Here is an 18,684-nt window from a genome sequence, read left to right on the forward strand (position 1 = left end):
AGGGTGTCCACTCCTGGGTTACGGAGGGGTGGGCGGGCACCGCGTACGTGACCTGTTATCGGCGGTTGGAGTGCCGAACAGGAGGAGGTACGTACGCGCGGGCGCGCCGCACACGCGCCCTGAGCCCCGGATGAGGGGTGTAGCTGTCCTTCATACCGGACGGGCCCGGACGTCCACGACTCGTTCTACAGGCGGTGACATGACTCATAGCGGAGTTTCGGGGCACTTCCGCCGCACGACACGAACCGACCGGAGAGTCGGGACGGGCCGGAGATCATCCGGCCGGAAGAAGGCATTCCCGCAGATGGTCCGGTCCTGTTGTGCCGGCCTGCTGGGACGCGGGGGTCACCCGTTATCCGATTTTGACATGACGGGCCCCCTGAACGGACCAGTCCGAATGGCAAGATGCCCTAATCAATCACACACGGTCGCGACACTCGATGGCGCGTGCACACCGCGTGGCAATTCCCTCGTCCGCCGGAGGATCCTCATCATGACCGCCAGCTTCACCAGTCGTACCACCGCCGGGAAGTCCCGGATCGCCGCGGTCGGGGCGATCGCGGTCGCCGGCTCACTGCTGCTCACCGCCTGCGGCGACCAGACCGGCAGCGGGAAGACCGACAGCGGGAAGGACTCCCCCGCGACCACCAAGAGTGCCCCGCTGGCCGATCAGCTGCCGAAGGCGATCGCGGACAAGGGCGTCATCAAGGTGGGCTCCGACATCGCGTATCCGCCGGTCGAGTTCAAGGACGACGCCGGCAAGACCGTCGGTATCGACCCCGACATCGCCGCCGCGCTCGGCAAGCAGCTCGGCGTCACCTTCGAGTTCGAGAACGGCACCTTCGACACGCTGCTCACGGGTCTGCGCTCCAAGCGCTACGACATAGCCATGTCGGCCATGACCGACACCAAGGCCCGCCAGGACGGCGTGGACTCCGAGACGGGCAAGAAGGTCGGCGAGGGTGTCGACTTCGTCGACTACTTCACGGCCGGTGTCTCGATCTACACCAAGAAGGGCGACGACAAGGGCATCGCCGCCTGGTCGGACCTGTGCGGCAAGAAGCTGGTCGTCCAGCGCGGCACCGTCTCGCACGACCTGGCCAAGGCCGAGTCGGCGAAGTGCGAGGACGGCGGGAAGAAGGCCATCGGGATCCAGGCGTTCGACAACGACCAGCTGGCCCAGACGCGGCTGCGCGCCGGTGGCGCCGACGCCGGTTCGTCGGACTTCCCGGTCGCGGCGTACGCGGTGAAGACCTCGGGCGGCGGCAACGACTTCCAGCTCGTCGGCGAGCAGATCGAGGCCGCCCCGTACGGCATCGCGGTCGCCAAGGGCAACGACGAGCTGAGCAAGGCGCTCCAGGCCGCGCTCGACGCGATCATCAAGAACGGTGAGTACGGCAAGATCATCGCGAAGTGGGGCGTCGACGCGGGCGCGGTCAAGGAAGCCACGATCAACTCCGGCACCTGATCCGCGCCCGGCTCCGAAAGGCAGCACCCGTGTCTGTTGACATATCGAAGTCGGACGGCCCGTCCGACGCGCCGCCGGCGGGACCCGCCGGGCCGGCGGCCATCAGGGCCATCCCGGTCCGGCACTACGGGCGGTACGTGGCCGCGGTCGTCGCCCTCGCGCTGCTGGCGCTGATGGTCCGGGCGTTCTGGCAGGGCAGGATCAACTGGGGCGCCATACCCGACTACTTCTTCGACGACCGCATCCTCAAGGGTGTCGGCCAGACGATGATCCTCACCGTCCTGTCGATGGCCATCGGCGTGATCGGCGGCATCGTCCTCGCGGTGATGCGGCTGTCGAAGAACCCGGTGATGGCGTCCCTCGCCTGGTCGTACATCTGGTTCTTCCGCGGCACGCCGGTCCTCGTCCAGCTCATGGTCTGGTTCAACCTGGGTCTGGTCTTCGAGTACATCAACCTCGGACCGATCTACAAGGACTACTGGGCCAGCTTCATGACGCCGTTCCTGACGGCGCTGCTCGGTCTCGGCCTCAACGAGGCCGCGTACATGGCGGAGATCTGCCGCGCCGGTCTGCTCTCGGTCGACGAGGGGCAGACGGAGGCGTCGCACGCGCTGGGCATGAGCCACGGCAAGACGCTGCGCCGCATCGTGATCCCGCAGGCGATGCGGGTGATCGTGCCGCCGACCGGCAACGAAGTCATCAACATGCTGAAGACGACGTCGCTGGTGGCGACCGTGCAGTTCTACGAGTTGCTGAGATACGCGCAGGACATCGGGCAGACGTCCGGCGCCCCGGTCGAGATGCTGTTCCTCGCCGCCGCCTGGTATCTGCTGATGACCTCGGTCCTGAGCATCGGCCAGTACTACCTGGAGCGGCATTACGCGCGTGGCTCGCTGCGCTCCCTGCCGCAGACCCCGTTGCAGCGGATCAGGGCCAATCTGCTGTCGCTGGGCCGACCGAAGGGAGGCACCGCATGACCGCCACCGCGAAGACGACGCACGACGGGGCCAGGACCGCGACCCCGATGGTGAAGGCCGAGGCCGTACACAAGTCGTTCGGCGCCGCGCACGTGCTCAAGGGCATCGACCTGGAGGTCGCGCCGCGCGAGGTCTTCTGTCTGATCGGGCCGTCCGGTTCCGGCAAGTCGACCTTCCTGCGCTGCATCAACCATCTGGAGCAGGTCAGCTCCGGACGGCTGTACGTCGACGGCGAGTTGGTCGGCTACCGCCAGAAGGGCGACAAGCTGTACGAGCTGCGCGACTCCGAAGTGGCCCTGAAGCGCCGGGACATCGGCATGGTCTTCCAGCGCTTCAACCTCTTCCCGCACATGACGGCCATCGAGAACATCATGGAGGCCCCGGTACGGGTGCGCCGTGAGACGAAGGCCGTCGCCAGGGCGCGGGCCGAGAGGCTGCTGGACCGGGTGGGGCTCGCGGACAAGGCCGACGGCTATCCGTCCCAGCTCTCCGGCGGCCAGCAGCAGCGGGTGGCGATCGCCCGCGCGCTGGCGATGGAGCCGAAGTTGATGCTCTTCGACGAGCCGACGTCGGCGCTCGACCCGGAGCTGGTGGGCGATGTCCTGGATGTGATGCGCGATCTCGCCGAGTCCGGCATGACGATGATCGTCGTGACGCACGAGATGGGCTTCGCCCGCGAGGTGGGTGACGCGCTGGTGTTCATGGACGACGGGATGGTCGTGGAGTCGGGCCATCCGCGCGAGGTTCTGACGAATCCGCGGCACGAGCGGACGAAGTCGTTCCTGTCGAAGGTGCTGTAACCGCGACGCGGAGGGGTGCGACAGGCCGCCTGCCGGCCTGTCGCACCCCTCCGCGTTCCGTTCCGCGTTCGCTTCCGCGTCCGTTACAAGCGCTACTTCAGGGCGAGCATCAGCGAGTCCGACGGCGAGGACCAGACGGGGCGGGCCTCGCCGAAGCCCGCGTCGGTGAGCGTCTTCCTGTGCCACTCGACGGAGGGCGTGTCGCCGTCCGCGTGCTCGCCGAAGATCGCGAACCGCTCGGCGGCCGGCCCCGCGAGCAGCGGGTCCTTGGCGGCGAGCTCCCACCAGTCGAGCCAGTCGACGGCGCCCGCGGCCTTGGCGCGGTCCATCTCCCGGTGCCGGTGGGCGCGTTCGGCGGCGTTGATACGGGGCGTGCCCGGGTCCGTCATGTGGTCGGCGTTCATGAAGACGCCGCCGGGCCTGACGAGGCCGCCGAGCTGCCCGTACAGCGTGGCCAGCGGTTCGCTGTGCAGCCAGTGCAGCGCGGTGGCGGTGAGGACGGCGTCGTACGACTCGTACGGCAGCTTCGCCGTCCAGTCGGGGTCCTTGAGATCGGCCCGCACCAGGGTCAGGCGCGGGTCGTCGGCGAAGTAGCCGCCGGCGATGGCGAGCAGCGCGGGGTCGAGGTCGACGCCGGTGCTGGTGGCCGCCGGGAACCGCTGGAACAGCCGGTCGGTGATGCTTCCCGTGCCGCACGCGAGGTCCAGCACCCGTGGTTCGGGTCCCACCAGGGCCTCGACCATGTCGAGCATCACCCGGAAGCGCTCCTCGCGATCGGGCATGTACCACTCCTGCTGGCGGTCCCAGCTGTCCTGCCAGGCCCGCCAGTGGGCCCGTCCCGGCGCGGATTCCCCGGCCGCCGTTCCCGTCCCCGACCCCGTGTCCACCATCGGAACCCTCCGCTTCGTAATACCCTGTGGGCAAGACCAGCCATTACGCCGACCCTAGACCGCTGTCGTAAGGACTACAAGTGGAACTGGCCTCTTACTCGGACTACGCCGTACGCCTGGTCAACACCGAGGAACCGGCCCGCGGTACGGACACCCTCACGTCCGTCGAAGCCGTCCGCGCCCTCTTCGGCGCCTCCACCCAGGCGTCCCGCCGCGCCACCGACGCGGACGTCACCCGCTTCCGTTCCGTCCGCGGCCGGCTGCGCGCCGTCTTCGCGGCGGCCGACGGGGACGAGGCGACGCACGCCGTCGACCTGCTCAACTCGCTGCTGCTGGAGTTCCCCGTCAGCCCGCAGATCTCGGGCCACGACTTCCTCGACGACGAGGGCCATCCGCGCTGGCACATGCATCTGGCGGAGCACCCGTCGAACGCGACCGCGGGCTTCGCCGCGATCGCCGCGATGGGCCTGGCGTTCCATCTGACCGAGTACGGCGTGGACCGGCTCGGCCTGTGCCAGGCCGCGCCCTGCCGTAACGCCTACCTCGACACCTCGACCAACCGCTCGCGCCGCTACTGCTCGGACCGCTGCGCGACCCGCGCCAACGTCGCCGCCTACCGGGCCCGCAAGCGCCTGGAGACGGAACGGTCGGACAGCACGGGCCGCAGCGAGGCGAAGGCCCACGCGAGCGCGCCGGCCACCGACCGCTGACCCGCACCGCGCGGCCGGTAACGGGCCCGGACCCGGCCGAGCACCAACTCGCCGGGTACGGCCCCGAACACCCGGCTGTCCCCCTCGGCCCCCGGATTGTCCCCGAGCACCCACCATCCACCGTCGCGCCGCTCGGCCAGCCGCTTCACGATCAGCAGATCCTGCTGGAGCGGATGTTTCAGCACGGCGATGTCGCCGGCCTTGACCGGTGCGTGGTAATGCACCAGCAGTCGATCGCCCTGCTTGAGGGTGGGATACATGGACGGCCCCGACACCTCCGCGATCCCCAACAGCGCTCTCGGCTCGCGCCCGTGCTCCGTCATCCGGCACCTCCCGGTCCCACGGTACGTTCCGCCGCCAGTCCCGTCGGGACCCCGGACTTTTGTCCTAAGCCCTAGGGGGCACTCGCGAAATCCGGCTTCTCACGGAGTAATGTCCCACCTGAGAAGACGATCACGAGGAAGGACAGCTCCATGCTTTCCCGCCTGTTTGCCCCCAGGGTGACGGTCAGCGCCCACTGCGACCTCCCCTGCGGCGTGTACGACCCCGCCCAGGCCCGCATCGAAGCCGAGTCGGTCAAGGCCGTCCAGGAAAAGATGGCGGGCAACGACGACGCACACTTCCAGACCCGCGCCACGGTCATCAAGGAACAGCGCGCCGAACTCGCCAAGCACCATGTCTCGGTGCTGTGGAGCGACTACTTCAAGCCGCCGCACTTCGAGAAGTACCCGGAGCTGCACCAGCTGGTCAACGACGCCCTGAAGGCGCTGTCGGCCGCGAAGGCTTCGAAGGACCCGGCGACGGGCCAGAAGGCCCTGGACCTGATCGCCCAGATCGACAAGATCTTCTGGGAGACCAAGAAGGCTTGATCTGTGCTTTGGCCGTCTGACCTGCACTTTCGTGGGTCGCACTGCCTACCGGTCCGCACCCGGTCCGCAGGCCGCCGAGAGAGGCGTCCATGGCGGAGCGGGTGCGGTCTTCTTTGCCCGGCCGCGGGTGCGCGTAGCTCCGCAGGGTGAGGACGGCGGACGCGTGGCCGAGGACGAGCCGAACCTGCTCGACGCGAACGGTGCCGCGCTTGAAGTCGATGTCCGAGACCTTCGGCCAGGCAACTCCCGCCTGCGGCGTGCCGGTCGGCAGCGAGAAGTTCGTGAACAGCGGGTGCGGCCCCGGCCTGTTTACAGGCCGGGGCCGCACAGACGGTGCGGGCGGGGGTCAGCTTGGCTGGTCGCCGGTGTAGCGGTAGATGTCGCCGACGCTGTTGACGTGCCACACGGTGCCATCGGCACCGGCGGCGATGTCGGTGGCGGCGCCGGGGATCTTGACCCACGGGTTGGTCCCGCTGGCGTCGTTGTTGGTGTAGCGGTAGATGCTGCCGGCCGGGTCGACGCCCCACACATTGGTCCGGGAGCCCACCGCGATGCGCTTGAGGCTGCCGGCGACGCTCGCCCACGGGTTCGAGCTCTGGTCGCCGGTGTACCGGAAGACCTGGTTGCCGCCGTTGACACCCCACACGGTGCCATCAGCACCCGCGCCGATGTCACTCAGCGCCCCCGGGACCTTGATCCACGGGCCGGCGTCGTAGTTGGTGTACCGGTAGATGGCGCCGGCGGAGTCCACCCCCCACACGCTCGTCCTGGAGCCCGCGTCGATGCGGACCAGGCTGCCGGAGATGCTTAACCACGGGTTGGAGGACCCCTGGTCCCCGACGTACCGGAAGATCTGATTGCCGCCGTTGACACCCCACACGGTGCCATCAGCACCCGCGCCGATGTCACTCAGCGCCCCCGGAATGTTGATCCAGGGGTTGGCGTCGTAGTTGGTGTACCGGTAGATGGCGCTCGCCGCGTTCACCCCCCACACCGTCGTCCTGGATCCCGCCGAGATGGCCGTGAGACCGCCCGCGACCTTCACCCAATCCGCCATGTCGAACTCGCCTTCTCTCGTTCCGATTCCTGCCTGCATCCTTGGCGGGCAGACGAGCTGACAAACGGGCGAATACTTGTATCAATACCAAAAAGGTCCGTAAATCATGGTTTTGATCCCGATCGCCTTGGCAGCAGGGCACGAGGAAGGTCCGGCCACGAACCGGACGGCCGGAAGCCACGTCCCGCCCAGGGGGGATCGACACGAGCCACCCATCCGTGCATCCGACAGGGGCCAACACGCCGGCCTGGTGGGCTGCTTCCCGGAGCCCCGGGCACGGCCACCTGCCGGCCGCGCGGAGATATCCACAACTTATGATGCGTGATCATGATCATTTCCATGGAGGCGGAAGAACCTCTCGACGGCGCGAACGGGGTGGAGGCCACCGACCACGGCCCAAGGCCCTCCACCGGCGCGGCGACAACACCGGGCGACACGGTCTTCGCGTACGGGTACGACCTCGGGGGCGGCGGACGGTGGAAGGTGCTGGAGGCTGACGACGACGGGTCCCTGGCGCTTGACTGGTTCGGCTACGACGACGAAGCGGAGGACAACTTCGTGTGGGCCGCGGCGGAACGGATGCTCACGGTGTCCGGCTGTACGGAGCCCTGGGACACTCAGGCGTACTGGGATTGCGCCCTTGAGGCACCTTCGCGGCTGGGGGTGGAGATCGTCCGCCACGGGACGGAGGACGAACCGATGTACGCCCTTGCGGCTGCGGTGGTCCCCGTCCTTCGTGAGCAGGCCGACGGCCCCGATGGGGCGGGAGGCGGTCCCGGCCGGCCGAGGGTGGATCCGGCGTGGGACGACACATTGCGTGCGGTGTTGTCGATACTCCAACTGACCCCCGCTCAGGGCAGGCCCGGGTGGTTGCTCTTGGCCAGGTGTGAGTAGCGGCTCGTGGCCCGCACTTCTTGGCGCCGGTCATTGCCTCGGCCGGGTGCGGGCGATCGCGAGGCGGAGGAGGAAGGCATGGCGGGAGCCGTGCCTCCCCTTCCGCCGTCGACGCAGGGGGCACCTCCCCGTGCCCCCCCTCGGGGGCTACGGGGGAGAGCGTGCGTGCCAGGGACCGCGAGCCCGGCAAGATCCAAACGAGAGGCCCTAGATGTCCTCGCAGATCCCGCGGGCCTTTGCCAGGTCCTTCTTCACCTGGGCGTCGAAGTCGAAGACCTGGGCGTGACGATGCTGTGCCCGGCTGAGGGAGTCCGAGAGCGACTTGTACGCCGGGTCGCCCGCGGCCGCCGCGGCGGAGAGGGTGATGGCCCCGCTCCAGCGGTTGAGGGCCACCAGGCCCTCGTCGCCCTTCGCCGTGTACTTCGACTCGTCGAAGCCCGCGAGGGCGTCGCAGGCGCCGCGTGCGTCGGTCGCCGGCGCCGTCCCGGACGTGGTCCCGGTGCTGTCCCCGGTGATCGCCCACGCCGCGCCCACGCCCGCGGCACCCAGCAGCAACCCGATCGCCAGGGTTGTCACAAGGAGGCCGGTGGGGCGGGGGGCGGCGGCAGTGCCGGGGGGACGGGCGGGTAGGGGCGGGGTAGGTGACTCCTGCTGCATGGTTCATGACCGTACAGGGCGTGTTGGTGTCCCGAAAGGTGCCGCGGGAGCCGCCCCGGCGCCCCCTCGGAGCGGCCGGCCAGGGTCTCGGTCGCCTCACCCATGACGTCGTACGTGAGGCAACTCGGGCGCCCGGTGCCCTCATCCGACGGTCCGCGGACGCATGGGGAGGGGAGAGCGGGGCACACGTCGCGTCGGCGAGCCCCCCGTTCGCCGATCCGGGAGGGGATCAACAACATGTCCATTTCAACCCAGTTCAGAAGAACCGCCGAACCGCAGACAGGGCCGCGGGTCGGGGAGCTTCCGTGGATCGAGGACGCGGGGCAGGTCGCGCCGAGGGACGCGCGGGAGCTGTCGAAGCTGTTCTTCGGGCGGCTCCAGGTCCTCGAAGAGGGCACCCACGAGCACCAGTACGCCCGCAACACGCTGATCGAGATGAACCTGTCGCTGGTCAGGTTCGCCGCCCAGCGGTTCCGTAGCCGGAACGATCAGCTGGAGGACATCGTCCAGGTCGGGACGATCGGTCTGATCAAGGCCATCGACCGGTTCGAGCTGTCGCGCGAGGTGGAGTTCACCTCGTTCGCCGTGCCGTACATCGTCGGCGAGATCAAGCGGTTCTTCCGCGACACCAGTTGGGCCGTGCATGTGCCGCGCCGGTTGCAGGAGTTGCGGATACGGCTCGCGCGGGCCAAGGACCAGCTCGCCGTACGGCTCGACCGGGAGCCGACCGTACGGGAGTTGGCCGAGCATCTGGAGCTGAGCGAGGAGGAGATCGTCGAAGGGCTGATCGCCGCCAACGGCTACAACTCCGACTCGCTCGACCTGCCCGCCGACTCGGGCTCGGGCGATCCGGGCGGGAGCGGTGCGTCCGTCGCCGACTTCGTGGGGGCGTGCGATCCCGCCATGGAGCTGGTCGAGGACTTCCAGAGTCTCGTTCCGCTGCTGAGCACGCTGGACGAGCGGGAACGCCGGATCCTTGAGCTGCGCTACGGGCAGGAGCTGACCCAGTCGCAGATCGGTGAGCGGTTCGGCGTCTCCCAGATGCAGATCTCCAGAATCCTGACCCGGACCCTGGCCAGGCTCCGGGACGGCATGCTCACCGAGAGCTGAGTGAGGAGCCTGAGCCGGCCGCGCCGCCGACGCCGCGCAGCAGGGCGTCGACGACGAGGGTGGCCAGGTCGACGTCACCGGCCGCGTCACCGTCCGCCGCGTCGTCCGCCGAGTGGTCGGCGTCGCGGTCCGCGCGGTTCCGCGCCGCCCTGCCCCACCTCGTCGAGCGTCGCGGAGCCGTCGTCAACATCTCGTCCATCGGCGCCCGTACGCCGCACGCGGACCCCGTCCCGTACACCACGGCCAAGGCCGCGCTGACAGCGTTCGGCAAGGCGCTGGCCGAGGAGTTCGGCCCGCTCGGAGTGCGCGTCAACACCGTGTCGCCCGGCGCCGTCCGCACCGACATGTGGGAGAGCCCCGTGGGGTACGGTGCCGAGCCGGCCCGGTCGACGGGCGTGGCGCACGAGTGGCAACTGGCTCAACTCCCCTCCGCGACAGGGATGGTGACGGGCAGGCTCGTACGGCCCGAGGAGGTCGCCGCCCTCGTCGCGTACCTCGCCTCACCTCTCGCGGGCAGCACCACCGGGGCGGACCATCTCATCGGCGGGGGCGCGGTCAAGACCGCCTGATCCCGGGGCGGGGGCGGCGACGGCCCGTCACTGGTCCCTGCGGTGTACCGCGAACACCGCCACGGCCGTCGCGCCGAGCGCCCAGAGCGCAAACACGGTCCACGCCCCGCCCACCGTCCACGGGAAGGGCACACCGAAGCCGTACTGCGTGTCGATGAGGCGCTGCCACGCGCTGCTGGGCAGCGCGTGGTCGACGACGGCGGCCCAGCGGCGGTCGTCCGCGAAGACCAGCGGGACGACCAGCAGCACCACGACGACCGTCACCGTGGCCGCCGCGCCGTGCCGCAGGAGCACCCCGAGCGCCATGCCGACGAGCCCGCACACCGGCGCGAGCAGCGTCGAGGCGACGACCACCCGCAGGGAGCCCGGGTCGGCGATGGACACGCCCGCGTCGTGCCGGCCAAGGATCGCCTGGGACAGCCAGAACGACAGAAGGGCGACGACCGCCCCGTAACCGGTCATGACCGTCGTGAGCACACACACCTTGGCCGCCATCACCGAACGGCGGGCCGGGACGGCGGCGAACGTCGTACGGATCAGGCCCGTGCTGTACTCACCGGTGATCGCGACGGCCCCGATGGCACCGGCGGCGAGCATCATGAGCATGCCCGCGTTGGTGGTGTAGGCGTACATGAGGGCGATCCCGTCGGAGACGAAATCGGCCCGGTCGGCCACGCTGCGCGCGTTCCAGTAGCGGTAACGGTCGTACGTGGCACCGACGTTGAACCCGACGACGACCAGCGCTCCGAGCACATACGCCCACACCGTCGAGCGCAGCGACCACAGCTTCAGCCACTCGGCGGCCAGGAGATCACGGAAGCGGGCGGCAGGTTCGGCGGCAGCTTCTGTGGCAGTGGTACCGGCGGTCATCGGGTGGCTCCAGGTTCCTGAGTCGCGCCGTACTCGACGCTGTCGGCGGTCAGCTCCATGAACGCCTCCTCCAGGGTGGACCGGTCGGTCGTCAACTCACCTAGCAGGATGCGGTGTTGGAAGGCGAGTGCGGCGACACGGTCCGCGCTCAGGCCGGTTACGGCGAGCAGATCCCGCTGCCCCGGCGGGCCGGCCGGTCGTACGTCCGCGCCCTCGGCCGTCAGCAGCTCCGTCAGCGCGACGCCGTCCCGGGTGCGTACGGTCACGCTCGACCGGGTGCCACGGGCCGCGAAGTCCGCCAGGCTCTCCGCGGCGATCAGCTCACCCCGGCCGATGACCACCAACTCGTCGGCGGTGCTCTCCATCTCGGTCATCAGATGGCTGGAGACGAACACCGTCCGGCCCTCGGCGGCGAGCCGCCGGAACAGCCCCCGCACCCACTTCACCCCCTCCGGGTCCAGGCCGTTGAGCGGTTCGTCGAACAGCAGCACCGGCGGATCGCCGAGCAGCGTGCCCGCGATGCCGAGCCGCTGCTTCATCCCGAGCGAGAATCCGCCGATACGGCGCCGGGCGGCCCCCGTGAGACCCACCTCGCGCAGCACCTCCGCCACCCGCGATCGCGGGATGCGGTTGCCGCGGGCCAGCGTCGCGAGATGCGCGGCGGCGGTGCGTCCGCCGTGCACGTCGCTCGCGTCGAGCAGCGCGCCGACGTGCCGCAGCCCGCGCGGGCGGTCCCGGAACGGACGGCCGTCGATGGTGACCGATCCGCCGCTGGGCTCGTTCAGGCCGAGAAGCATCCGCAGCGCGGTGCTCTTGCCGGCCCCGTTGGGGCCGAGGAATCCGGTGACGAGACCGGGGCGAACGGTGAAGCTGAGGTCGTTGACGGCGGTGGTCGCGCCGTAGCGCTTGGTCAGTTCGTTGACTTCGATCACCCGGCCAACAGTGGCCGGGGACCGGTCCGTCCGGCATCGGACCGGCGCGGACATTCCCGCCGCCCGGTGTCGGCCACGGGTGTACGACCACGGTCGGATGACCGGCCGGGGCCTCGTCGTTACGATCGGCGCATGCACGCCATGCCACCCATGCCCCTGCTCAAGCGGGTAGAACCGAGTGTCTGGGTCGCCCTCGCGTGGGTGGCGGGCATGGTGTTCACGTTCCTCGTCCGGCTCAGGCTGCCCGGCGAGGAGGAACCCGCCGTGCTGGCGGGAGTCCTGTTCTTCCGGTGGGACGGGCTGATCATGCTGGCCCTCGCCACGGCCCTGGTGGCGGCGGGCGGGCGGCGGCTGTCCGGCCGGCCGCTGGGGGCCATGGCCCTGCTGCTGGCCGGTTCCGTCCTCGCGACGACCCCGCTGAGCGTGGGCGAGATCCCGCTCGCGCAGTTCCTGGCAATCGATGTCGCGCTGTACTTCGTGGCGTCGGCCCAGCCGCGCCGGACCGGGGTCGTCGCCGTCGCCATGGCGCTCGGCACGCTGGCCGGCTTCCTGGGCTTCCGGCTGCTGCGCGGGTGGAACGTGGGGACGTCGGCGGAGATGGCCGTGGCCATGACGGTGGTCATCGCCTGGCTCATCGGCAACTCGACGCACCAGGCACGGGAGTACGCCGAGAAGTCACGCGTCCAGGCGGCGGCGCGGGCGGTCACCGCCGAACGGCTGCGGATCGCCCGCGAGATGCACGACACGGTCGCGCACAGCATCGGCATCATCGCCCTCCAGGCGGGGGCCGCGGCCCGCGTCATCGAGACGCAGCCCGTGGCGGCACGTGAGGCGCTGGGCAGTATCGAGACCGCCGGGCGCGAGACGCTGGCGGGGCTGCGCCGGATGCTCGGCGCGCTGCGGCAGGCGGAGTCGGAGGCCCCTGAACACCCGGCGGGGGCCGCGTACGTCGCGCCGCTCGATCAGGCACTCGATCCCGCTCCCGTGCCTGGTCTCGTGGACGTCGACCGGCTGGCCGCGACGACGACGGCGGCCGGGGTCCGCGTCGACGTGCGGTGGCACGGCGAACCGCGTCCGCTCCCACCGGAGATCGACATCTCGGCGTACCGCATCATCCAGGAGGCAGTCACCAACGTCGTACGTCACGCGGGCATCCCGTCCTGCCGCGTCACCGTCGACCGCCGGACCGAGGAGCTGTCGATCGAGATCACGGACGACGGGCGCGGCGGACGACCGGACGGCAAGAGTCCCGGATGGGGCCTCGTCGGCATGCGCGAGCGCGCGACACTGCTGCACGGCGACTTCTCGGCCGGGCCGCGCCCCGAAGGCGGCTTCCGGGTGGCGGCGCGGCTGCCCGTACCGGTGGGGGTCCGGTGACCGGCGACGGCACAGCGGCCCCCGACGGCACGGCGCCGGTCAGCGACGGCCCGGCGCCCGTACGCGTCGTACTCGCCGACGACCAGCCCCTGGTCCGCGCCGCCCTGCGCATGGTCATCACCGACGCCCCCGACCTCGATGTAGTCGGCGAGGCCGGCACCGGCGCCGAGGCCGTCCGGCTGGCCACCGAACTCGCCCCCGACGTCGTGGTGATGGACATCCGCATGCCCGGCACGGACGGCATCCGGGCCACCCGGCAGATCACCGAAGGTCCGGGCGCGACGCATGTCATCGTGCTGACGACGTTCGACGAGGACGACCACGTGTACGGCGCGCTGCGCGCGGGAGCCGCCGGTTTCCTCGTCAAGGACATGGCCCTGGACGACATCCTCGCCGCGATCCGGGTGGTCGCGAGCGGCGACGGACTGATCGCCCCGAGCGTCACCCGCCGCCTGATCAAGGAGTTCGCGGACCGCCCCGCGCCGGCCCCGGCACGGCGGACGGTCGCCGGCATCACCGACCGGGAGCGCGAAGTCCTGGTGCTGGTAGGCAGTGGTCTGTCCAACACCGAGATCGCCGCCGAGCTGTCCATCAGCGTCGCCACCGCCAAGACGTATCTGACCCGTCTGCTGGCCAAACTCGACGCCCGAGACCGGGTCCAGCTCGTCATCCTGGCCTACGAGGCGGGACTGGTCACCGCGACCGGCTGAAGGGCACCCCCGTAGGCTGGCGTCTTCGAGCCCGTCCGTCGTTCGTGGACAGACCGGTGATCGAGGACGAGACCGGTGATCGAGGACGGGACCGGACACCGGGCGGACCCGGTGAGGAGTACCCGTATGTCGGACGAGCCGGACCACGCGCCGGACCACGCGCCGGAATCGGAGACCGGCGCCCCCGGCGTCACCGTCTGGCGCGCCATGAGACAGCCCCCGCAGCGCTTCCTGCTGTCGAGCCGGCCCTGGCGCGCCTGGGCGTATCTGCTCAGCGGGGCGCTCGTCGGCCTCGCCGCCGTGATCCTGCTGGCGGTCCTCACCGTCTCCGGTCTCCTCCTGTCCGTCGTCGGCGTGGACCTCGTGATCAAACTGGCCGCCACGTTCGGTATCCCCGTCGCCGCCCTTGAGCGGCGCCGGCTGCGGCTGGTCGAGCCGGTCCCGGTGCCCGATCCCCACCGGTCGCTGATCGGAGACACCCGTCGGGGACGGCTGCGCACGCGTCTGCGGGAGCGGTCGACCTGGCGGGAGCTGGGATACGTCGTCGTGTTCGGGCCCGTCCTGACGATCACCGGAATCGGTGTCGCGCTCGGGCTGACGTTCGCCGTGGTTCTGACGGCGGCGCCCCTCATCGTCTGGGGCACGGCCCCCGGCAGCGTCATGATCATTCCGGGGCAGGCGGTCGAGAGTCCGCTGCACGCCCTCCCCGCCACCGCCGCCGGGCTCCTCGGCCTCGCCCTGTGCGCGTACGCCGCAGGCCTGCTCGCGGGGGCGCAGGTCAAATCGACCGTGTTTCTGCTGTCGCCCCGCGACGAGGAGCGCCAGGTGGTCGAGCTGACCCGTTCGCGCGCCCGGCTGGCGGACGCGTTCGAGGCCGAGCGGCGCCGTATCGAGCGTGATCTGCACGACGGGGCGCAGCAGCAACTGGTCGCGCTCACCATGACGTTGGGGCTGGCCGAGATGGAGCTGAGGGAGAACGGGTCGCCCACCACCGAGCTGGTGTCGCGCGCCCGGGGCGAGGCGCGGCTCGCGCTGACGCAACTGCGTGACCTGGTGCGCGGCATCTACCCGCAGGTGCTGACCGACCACGGCCTGGACGCCGCCGTCGCGGAGATCGCGCTGCGCAGCCCGATACCGGTGGGCGTGGACATCGATCTGCCGCGCCGGCTGCCGGACGCGGTGGAGACGATCGCGTACTTCACGGTCACCGAGGCACTGACGAACGCGGCCAAGCACAGTGACGCCACGGAGATCACCGTCGTCGGGAAGCTACGGAAGGGCCGGCTGACGCTCGTGATCGGCGACAATGGCAACGGCGGGGCGGTCCCCTCCGCCGGCACGGGCCTGCAAGGGCTCGCCGACCGTGCGGCGATCCTGAAAGGCAGGCTTGTGGTGTCCAGTCCGGTGGGCGGCCCGACCCGGGTACATATGGAGGTGCCGTGCTCCGCGTAGTGCTGGCGGAAGACTCCGTACTGCTGCGGGCGGGGCTCACCGAGCTGCTGACCCGCGGCGGACACGAGGTGATCGCCGCCGTCGGCGATGCCGAGGCGCTGGCGCGCGCCGTGGACGACCGGCTCCCCGCCCTCCCGGACCTCGTGATCACCGATGTCCGGATGCCGCCGGGCCAGCACGACGAGGGGCTGCGGGCCGCGCTCAAGCTGCGTGCCCGGCACGCCGGACTGCCGGTTCTCGTACTGTCCCAGTACGTCGCGACCGCGTACGCGACCCAGCTCTTCGGCGGCGGCAGCGGATCGGAGGCCGCCGGGCTGGGCTATCTGCTCAAGGACCGGGTCGGCGAGGTCTCCGAGTTTCTGGACGCGATGGGGCGGGTCGCCGACGGGCAGACGGTCATCGACCCGGAGGTCGTACGGGTCCTGCTCGTCCAGCATGCGCGCGCCCAGTCGCTGCGCCGGCTCACGCCGCGCGAGCGGGAGGTGCTGGGGCTGATGGCCGAGGGTCTCAACAACCAGGCGATCGCACAGCGGTTGACGGTCACGGAGGCGTCGGTGGTGAAGCACGCCGGGAACATCTTCATGAAGCTGGACCTCGACCCCACGGAGGGCAACCGGCGGGTGCTGGCGGTGCTCGCGCATCTGCGGGGCGAGGCGTAGTCGCCGGGCGCTGTGCGGCATGACAGGGGTTCCGCCGCACGGCCCCGCGCCCTTGCGGCCCTTACGGCGGACGGTGTCCCGGTGCCGTGGCCGGGGTTGTTCGCCGGGGTGTGCTGCTCGTGGGCCGCGCTTGTCCTCAATCGCCGGACGGGCTCACATTCGTCCGGCCCGTGGGTGGTGCCCTCAAGCGCCGGATGGGCTTGAACTGTCCGCCGGGCGGGCTCCATCGAGCACGTCCGGCGCTTGAGGACGAACCGGTCGGTCTCAGCGGGGCCGTCCCAACTCCCGCTCAGGTGTCAGCAGTTCCGTCAGGTGGCGTGCCGACGCCTCCCAGGACCACCGCTTCGTCACCCAGCGCCGCCCCGCCTCCCCCATCGCCGCCGCCCGCTCCGGTGAGAGCAGCAGCGTGGTCAGTGCCTCGGCCACCGACGCCACGTCGCGGCCGTCGACCACCAGCCCCGTACGCCCGTCCAGTACGGCGTCCGGCGCTCCTCCGGAGTCGCCCGCGACCACCGGCAGCCCGCTCGCCGCCGCTTCCAGGAAGACGATGCCGAGCCCTTCCGCCTCCAGGCCGCCCTTGCGGGTGCGGCACGGCATCGCGAAGACGTCGGCCGCCGCGTAGTAACTCGCCGTCTCCGTATGGTCCTTGCCGCCCGCGAAGACGACGGCACCGTCGGCGTGCCGGCGGGCGAGTGCGCGCAGGCGCCGTTCGTCCGGCCCGTGGCCGACGACCACCAGCACCGCATCCGGTACGGCCCGCCGGATCAGCGGGAGCGCCCGTATGAGGACGTCCTGGCCCTTGCGGGTGACGAGGCGCGAGACGCAGAGGATGATCTTCTTCCCACTGATCCCGTGCCGCTCACGGACGGCGTCACGCACGTCACGCGCGCAACTCGCGCCCCTGTCCGGCCGGAACGTCGCCGCGTCCACCCCCGGTACGAGGCGGCTCATCCGCGCGCCGGGACCCAGCGCCGGGGCGATGCGCGAGCGGGTGTACTCCCCGAGATAGGTGACGACGTCCACGTACGTCCCCACCCGCCGCAGGACCTGCCGCGCGCCGGGCGTACGGGCCCACCAGATCTCGTGGCCGTGGGTGGTGGCGACCGTACGCCGTATCGGGCCGCCGCGCACCAACGCCGGGGCCATGTACGCGAGCGGTGCCGCCGCGCCGAACCAGACCCGGTCGCAGCCGTGGCTCCGCGCGATCTCGATCGCGGTCCGGGTGACGCGCGAGGTCGGCAGCAGCATGTGGGCGCGGTCGCGGACGACGGGGAACGGGAGGGTCGCGTCGTACGCGGCGGCGCCGGGCTCGCTGGAGGTGTAGACGACGACGCGGTCGGCCGGCATACGGGTGGTCACCGCGTGCACGAAGGTCTCGATGCCCCCTTGGCGGGGCGGAAAGTCGTTGGTGACGACGAGAGTTGAACTCATCAGCGCCGCCCCCCGGCGATGCTGACCGCCGCCGTACGCGTGGCCGCACCCGACTCCAGCTCCGGCACCGGCTCCGACGCGCCCACCCACCGCGCCCACACCACCAGCAGCACCGGCAGTGCCAGATATCCGAACCGCCCGGCGGGCGCGAGCAGGAACGCGATCGCGAGACCGATCGCCAGCCGGTCGGCCGCCGCCACGGCGTCCGACGGCGGTTTCACGACGAGCGAGACGCCGACCGCGATCGCGCCGCACACGAGCAGCGCCACCGCCGCCGCCCACCCCATGACGCCCTGCTCGGCGAGCAGCCGGCCGGGCAGCGGGCTGGCCGCCGGTGTCTCCAACTCGCCCTGTCCGGTGGGGAAGGCGAGCACCTGCTGGACCATCGGGCCGGGTGACAGCAGCGCGCTGGGCAGGACGAGCGGGACCGTACCGACGACCGCTGTGGCCGCGCTCCGCAGCGCCGGCCGCGCGCCCCACGCGCAGCCGAGCAGCGCCACGACGACCGGAATCGCGGGCCACGCCGTCCACTTGAGCGAGCACGCGGCGGCGAGCACCAGCCCGGCCGCCACCGCCCGCCCCCGTACGGCGCAGGCGATCGCCAGCACGCACAGCCCGGCGAGCGGCAGATCAACTCCGCTGACGCACAAGGGCAGCGCCACCACGGGCGACGCGATCAGCACCGCCATCGCCGCGCCGAACCGCTCGTCCCCGCGCCGCACCTGGGCGCCGCCCCGCCCACGCCGTACGACGACCCGGCTCGCCACCAGACACGCCAGGAACACCACCGCGCACCACACCCGCGCGTCGCCGAAGTACCGCGCCGCCCAGCCGTGTTCACCGAACAGCGCGCGGGGCATTCCCAGCAGCGCCATCCCCGGCAGATACGGCGTGTACTCCTCGACCTGTCGGGGCGCGTCCAGATACGGGGTCCCCCGCTCGGACAGCAGCCGCCCGGACCGCTCGATGACGTCGACCTCCGACTGTGCCTGCCCGGTGAGGACCAGGAGCAGCAGTGGCAGTACGACCGCGCCCGCCAGGGCGATCGCGACCGGCACCCGCACGGCGCGCGGGCGCGGCAGCACCCGCGCGGCGACGGCGGCCCCCGTGTATCCCACGGCCGCGCAGATCCCCCACACGCGGTGCGTCCCCACATCGGAGACGAGGGGGAAGACCGCCGCCCACACGGCGGCGAGCGACCATCCCACGGGCCACCACCACGACGCCGCCCACGCCGCCGGCGCCACCCCCG

General features: G+C 71.0%; 20 protein-coding genes. 12 read left to right on the top strand and 8 right to left on the bottom strand.

Annotation, left to right across the window (positions count from 1 at the left end):
* The first annotated feature begins 493 nt into the window (after positions 1-493).
* The 3 genes from OG700_RS11380 to OG700_RS11390 are packed head-to-tail and all read left to right on the top strand — an operon-like array spanning position 494 to position 3,245.
* Complete coding sequence (locus OG700_RS11380) at positions 494-1,468, top strand: ABC transporter substrate-binding protein (protein WP_405612420.1); 975 nt, start codon at positions 494-496, stop codon at positions 1,466-1,468.
* A 29-nt stretch (positions 1,469-1,497) separates the two neighbouring features.
* Positions 1,498-2,445 (top strand): amino acid ABC transporter permease, encoded by a 948-nt coding sequence (locus OG700_RS11385; protein WP_405612422.1) that lies wholly within the window; start codon positions 1,498-1,500, stop codon positions 2,443-2,445.
* Positions 2,442-3,245: an amino acid ABC transporter ATP-binding protein gene (locus OG700_RS11390; RefSeq protein ID WP_405612424.1), complete on the top strand. Its 804-nt coding sequence runs from the start codon at positions 2,442-2,444 to the stop codon at positions 3,243-3,245. Before OG700_RS11385 ends, OG700_RS11390 begins: the two co-directional genes overlap by 4 nt.
* A 92-nt stretch (positions 3,246-3,337) precedes the next feature.
* Here OG700_RS11390 and OG700_RS11395 read toward each other — a convergent pair whose 3' ends face one another.
* A complete protein-coding gene (locus tag OG700_RS11395; protein ID WP_405612426.1) occupies positions 3,338-4,135 on the bottom strand; it encodes a class I SAM-dependent methyltransferase in 798 nt (265 codons plus the stop codon).
* 80 nt (positions 4,136-4,215) lie between these two features.
* On the opposite strand from OG700_RS11395, the gene OG700_RS11400 reads away from it, so the two are divergent.
* Positions 4,216-4,845, top strand: a complete 630-nt coding sequence (locus tag OG700_RS11400; RefSeq protein WP_405612428.1) for a CGNR zinc finger domain-containing protein — start codon at positions 4,216-4,218, stop codon at positions 4,843-4,845.
* Here OG700_RS11400 and sodX read toward each other — a convergent pair.
* Positions 4,749-5,168 (bottom strand): nickel-type superoxide dismutase maturation protease, encoded by a 420-nt coding sequence (sodX, locus tag OG700_RS11405; protein ID WP_405612430.1) that lies wholly within the window; start codon positions 5,166-5,168, stop codon positions 4,749-4,751. The genes OG700_RS11400 and sodX overlap by 97 nt on opposite strands.
* Positions 5,169-5,318: 150 nt before the next feature.
* Between sodX and sodN the strand changes: the two genes are divergently transcribed.
* Positions 5,319-5,714 (top strand): superoxide dismutase, Ni, encoded by a 396-nt coding sequence (gene sodN / locus OG700_RS11410; protein ID WP_405612432.1) that lies wholly within the window; start codon positions 5,319-5,321, stop codon positions 5,712-5,714.
* A gap of 346 nt (positions 5,715-6,060) precedes the next feature.
* On the opposite strand, the gene OG700_RS11415 is transcribed toward sodN, so the two are convergent.
* Positions 6,061-6,771: a tectonin domain-containing protein gene (locus OG700_RS11415; protein WP_405612434.1), complete on the bottom strand. Its 711-nt coding sequence runs from the start codon at positions 6,769-6,771 to the stop codon at positions 6,061-6,063.
* A 327-nt stretch (positions 6,772-7,098) separates the two neighbouring features.
* Here OG700_RS11415 and OG700_RS11420 point away from each other — a divergent pair, with 327 nt between their 5' ends.
* Positions 7,099-7,665: a hypothetical protein gene (locus OG700_RS11420; RefSeq protein ID WP_405612436.1), complete on the top strand. Its 567-nt coding sequence runs from the start codon at positions 7,099-7,101 to the stop codon at positions 7,663-7,665.
* Between the two features lie 207 nt (positions 7,666-7,872).
* Here OG700_RS11420 and OG700_RS11425 read toward each other — a convergent pair whose 3' ends face one another.
* Positions 7,873-8,241, bottom strand: a complete 369-nt coding sequence (locus OG700_RS11425) for a hypothetical protein (protein ID WP_405612438.1) — start codon at positions 8,239-8,241, stop codon at positions 7,873-7,875.
* A 318-nt stretch (positions 8,242-8,559) separates the two neighbouring features.
* Between OG700_RS11425 and OG700_RS11430 the strand changes: the two genes are divergently transcribed.
* A complete protein-coding gene (locus tag OG700_RS11430; RefSeq protein WP_405612440.1) occupies positions 8,560-9,432 on the top strand; it encodes a SigB/SigF/SigG family RNA polymerase sigma factor in 873 nt (290 codons plus the stop codon).
* A 59-nt stretch (positions 9,433-9,491) separates the two neighbouring features.
* Positions 9,492-10,001 (top strand): SDR family NAD(P)-dependent oxidoreductase, encoded by a 510-nt coding sequence (locus OG700_RS11435; RefSeq protein ID WP_405612442.1) that lies wholly within the window; start codon positions 9,492-9,494, stop codon positions 9,999-10,001.
* A gap of 27 nt (positions 10,002-10,028) precedes the next feature.
* Here OG700_RS11435 and OG700_RS11440 read toward each other — a convergent pair whose 3' ends face one another.
* Together OG700_RS11440 and OG700_RS11445 are read right to left on the bottom strand one after the other, a co-directional pair.
* Positions 10,029-10,871 carry an ABC transporter permease gene (locus tag OG700_RS11440; RefSeq protein ID WP_405612444.1) on the bottom strand — a complete coding sequence of 281 codons (843 nt, stop codon included), beginning with the start codon at positions 10,869-10,871 and terminating at the stop codon, positions 10,029-10,031.
* Positions 10,868-11,803: an ATP-binding cassette domain-containing protein gene (locus OG700_RS11445; RefSeq protein WP_405612446.1), complete on the bottom strand. Its 936-nt coding sequence runs from the start codon at positions 11,801-11,803 to the stop codon at positions 10,868-10,870. The genes OG700_RS11440 and OG700_RS11445 overlap by 4 nt, the downstream gene beginning before the upstream one ends.
* A 132-nt stretch (positions 11,804-11,935) precedes the next feature.
* Here OG700_RS11445 and OG700_RS11450 point away from each other — a divergent pair, with 132 nt between their 5' ends.
* The 4 genes from OG700_RS11450 to OG700_RS11465 all read left to right on the top strand — a co-directional run bounded on the left by OG700_RS11450 (position 11,936) and on the right by OG700_RS11465 (position 16,001).
* Positions 11,936-13,180: a sensor histidine kinase gene (locus tag OG700_RS11450; protein ID WP_405612448.1), complete on the top strand. Its 1,245-nt coding sequence runs from the start codon at positions 11,936-11,938 to the stop codon at positions 13,178-13,180.
* Positions 13,177-13,890: a response regulator gene (locus tag OG700_RS11455; RefSeq protein ID WP_405612450.1), complete on the top strand. Its 714-nt coding sequence runs from the start codon at positions 13,177-13,179 to the stop codon at positions 13,888-13,890. Before OG700_RS11450 ends, OG700_RS11455 begins: the two co-directional genes overlap by 4 nt.
* A 126-nt stretch (positions 13,891-14,016) precedes the next feature.
* Entirely contained in the window at positions 14,017-15,342 is a 1,326-nt protein-coding gene (locus OG700_RS11460) for a sensor histidine kinase (RefSeq protein ID WP_405612452.1), read from the top strand.
* The gene (locus OG700_RS11465; protein WP_405612454.1) at positions 15,330-16,001 is read left to right on the top strand and encodes a LuxR C-terminal-related transcriptional regulator; all 672 of its coding nucleotides are present in this window, start codon (positions 15,330-15,332) and stop codon (positions 15,999-16,001) included. Before OG700_RS11460 ends, OG700_RS11465 begins: the two co-directional genes overlap by 13 nt.
* Positions 16,002-16,265: 264 nt before the next feature.
* On the opposite strand, the gene OG700_RS11470 is transcribed toward OG700_RS11465, so the two are convergent.
* Entirely contained in the window at positions 16,266-17,432 is a 1,167-nt protein-coding gene (locus OG700_RS11470; RefSeq protein WP_405612456.1) for a glycosyltransferase family 4 protein, read from the bottom strand.
* On the bottom strand, positions 17,432-18,640 hold the full coding sequence (locus OG700_RS11475; RefSeq protein WP_405621601.1) for a glycosyltransferase 87 family protein: 1,209 nt from the start codon (positions 18,638-18,640) through the stop codon (positions 17,432-17,434). Before OG700_RS11475 ends, OG700_RS11470 begins: the two co-directional genes overlap by 1 nt.
* Between the last annotated feature and the right edge of the window lie 44 nt (positions 18,641-18,684).

The organism is Streptomyces sp. NBC_01508 (assembly GCF_045040315.1).
Lineage (GTDB): Bacteria > Actinomycetota > Actinomycetes > Streptomycetales > Streptomycetaceae > Streptomyces.